This is a genomic window from Streptodolium elevatio (genome assembly GCF_040649515.1).
Lineage (GTDB): Bacteria > Actinomycetota > Actinomycetes > Streptomycetales > Streptomycetaceae > Yinghuangia > Yinghuangia elevatio.
Map to the genome: position 1 here is coordinate 1823 of NZ_JBEZFP010000247.1, position 3254 is coordinate 5076.

Annotated in this window: 1 rRNA gene; it reads left to right on the forward strand. The window is 58.1% G+C overall.

Annotated features, from left to right (window positions below):
• The first annotated feature begins 45 nt into the window (after nucleotides 1-45).
• Nucleotides 46-3175 (forward strand): 23S ribosomal RNA (locus tag AB0C36_RS42465).
• The last annotated feature ends 79 nt before the right edge of the window (nucleotides 3176-3254 follow it).

A 3254-nucleotide genomic window follows, 5' to 3' on the forward strand; every position in this document is an offset into this window, starting at 1 on the left:
TTCCGGTTGTTGTTTGAGAACTGCACAGTGGACGCGAGCATCTGTGGCCAAGTTAGTAAGGGCGCACGGTGGATGCCTAGGCACCAGGAACCGATGAAGGACGTGGGAGGCCGCGATAGGCCCCGGGGAGCTGTCAACCGAGCTGTGATCCGGGGGTGTCCGAATGGGGAAACCCGGCAGTCGTCATGGGCTGTCACCCGCACCTGAATGTATAGGGTGTGTGGAGGGAACGCGGGGAAGTGAAACATCTCAGTACCCGCAGGAAGAGAAAACAACCGTGATTCCGCGAGTAGTGGCGAGCGAAAGCGGATGAGGCTAAACCGAGTAGGTGTGATACCCGGCAGGGGTTGCTTATTCGGGGTCGTGGGACGGCACTTCAGTTGTCTGCCGGCAGCTGGGCGAGTCAGAAACCGTATGGGTAGTCGAAGGACATGCGAAAGGTCCGGCGTAGAGGGTAAGACCCCCGTAGACGAAATCTGTACGGCTTGCTTGTGTTGTTCCCAAGTAGCACGGGGCCCGAGAAATCCCGTGTGAATCTGGCGGGACCACCCGCTAAGCCTAAATATTCCCTGGTGACCGATAGCGGACTAGTACCGTGAGGGAAAGGTGAAAAGTACCCCGGGAGGGGAGTGAAATAGTACCTGAAACCGTGTGCCTACAAGCCGTGGGAGCGTCGCCATCCGGGTTTTGTCTCGGGTGGTCGTGACTGCGTGCCTTTTGAAGAATGAGCCTGCGAGTTTGCGGTGTGTGGCGAGGTTAACCCGTGTGGGGTAGCCGTAGCGAAAGCGAGTCCGAACAGGGCGGTTGAGTCGCGCGCCCAAGACCCGAAGCGGAGTGATCTAGCCATGGGCAGGGTGAAGCGGAGGTAAGACTTCGTGGAGGCCCGAACCCACCAGGGTTGAAAACCTGGGGGATGACCTGTGGTTAGGGGTGAAAGGCCAATCAAACTCCGTGATAGCTGGTTCTCCCCGAAATGCATTTAGGTGCAGCGTCGTGTGTTTCTTGCCGGAGGTAGAGCACTGGATGGTTGATGGGCCTCACCGGGTTACTGAGATCAGCCAAACTCCGAATGCCGGTAAGTGAGAGCGCGGCAGTGAGACTGCGGGGGATAAGCTCCGTGGTCGAGAGGGAAACAGCCCAGAGCACCGACTAAGGCCCCCAAGCGTGCGCTAAGTGGGAAAGGATGTGGAGTCGCAGAGACAACCAGGAGGTTGGCTTAGAAGCAGCCACCCTTGAAAGAGTGCGTAATAGCTCACTGGTCAAGTGATTCCGCGCCGATAATGTAGCGGGGCTCAAGCGCACCGCCGAAGTCGTGTCAGTGACGCATATAGCCAAGCCTTTGTGGTTCAGGCGTGTTGCTGGGTAGGGGAGCGTCGTGCAGCGGGTGAAGCCGCGGTGGAAACCAGTGGTGGACGCTGCACGAGTGAGAATGCAGGCATGAGTAGCGAATCACACGTGAGAAACGTGTGCGCCGGATGACCAAGGGTTCCTGGGGCAGGCTAATCCGCCCAGGGTAAGTCGGGACCTAAGGCGAGGCCGACAGGCGTAGTCGATGGACAACGGGTTGATATTCCCGTACCCGCTACGATGCGCCAGCGCTGAACCTCGTGATGCTAAGGCCGTGAAGCCCCCATCCAAGTCTTCGGACGAGGGTGGACGGTGGAGCCGCCGGCCCGAGCGGGTAGTAGGTGAGCGATGGGGTGACGCAGGAAGGTAGTCCAGCCCGGGCGGTGGTTGTCCCGGGGTAAGGGTGTAGGACGTTGGGTAGGCAAATCCGCCTGACATGTGTCTGAGACCTGATGCCGACCCGATTGAGGGGAAGTGGATGATCCTATGCTGCCGAGAAAAGCCTCTAGCGAGTGTCGTGGCGGCCCGTACCCCAAACCGACTCAGGTGGTCAGGTAGAGAATACTAAGGCGTTCGGGTGAACTGTGGTTAAGGAACTCGGCAAAATGCCCCCGTAACTTCGGGAGAAGGGGGGCCAGCTCTGGTGCGGGAATTTACTTCCCTAGCTGGGGGTGGCCGCAGAGACCAGCGAGAAGCGACTGTTTACTAAAAACACAGGTCCGTGCGAAGTCGTAAGACGATGTATACGGACTGACGCCTGCCCGGTGCTGGAACGTTAAGGGGACCGGTTAGTCCGTAAGGGCGAAGCTGAGAACTTAAGCGCCAGTAAACGGCGGTGGTAACTATAACCATCCTAAGGTAGCGAAATTCCTTGTCGGGTAAGTTCCGACCTGCACGAATGGCGTAACGACTTCTCGACTGTCTCAACCACAGGCCCGGTGAAATTGCACTACGAGTAAAGATGCTCGTTTCGCGCAGCAGGACGGAAAGACCCCGGGACCTTTACTATAGCTTGATATTGGTGTTCGGTTCGGCTTGTGTAGGATAGGTGGGAGCCGGTGAAACGCGTACGCCAGTACGCGGTGAGGCGTCGTTGAAATACCACTCTGGTCGTGCTGGATGTCTAACCTGGGTCCGTGATCCGGATCAGGGACAGTGTCTGGTGGGTAGTTTAACTGGGGCGGTTGCCTCCTAAAGGGTAACGGAGGCGCCCAAAGGTTCCCTCAGCCTGGTTGGCAATCAGGTGTCGAGTGTAAGTGCACAAGGGAGCTTGACTGTGAGACCGACGGGTCGAGCAGGTGCGAAAGCAGGGACTAGTGATCCGGCGGTGGCTTGTGGAAGCGCCGTCGCTCAACGGATAAAAGGTACCCCGGGGATAACAGGCTGATCTTCCCCAAGAGTCCATATCGACGGGATGGTTTGGCACCTCGATGTCGGCTCGTCGCATCCTGGGGCTGGAGTAGGTCCCAAGGGTTGGGCTGTTCGCCCATTAAAGCGGTACGCGAGCTGGGTTTAGAACGTCGTGAGACAGTTCGGTCCCTATCCGCTGTGCGCGTAGGAGTCTTGAGAAGGGCTGTCCCTAGTACGAGAGGACCGGGATGGACGAACCTCTGGTGTGCCAGTTGTCCTGCCAAGGGCACGGCTGGTTGGCTACGTTCGGGAGGGATAACCGCTGAAAGCATCTAAGCGGGAAGCCTGCTTCGAGATGAGGGCTCCCACAGGGTTGACCTGGTAAGGCCCCCGGTAGACGACCGGGTTGATAGGCCGGATGTGGAAGCACAGTAATGTGTGGAGCTGACCGGTACTAATAGGCCGAGGACTTGTCCTCAGATGCTCGCGTCCACTGTGTGGTTCCCGGACCGCAACCGGTTTCGGTGTGAACCACAGTTGAGAATTTCATACAGTCA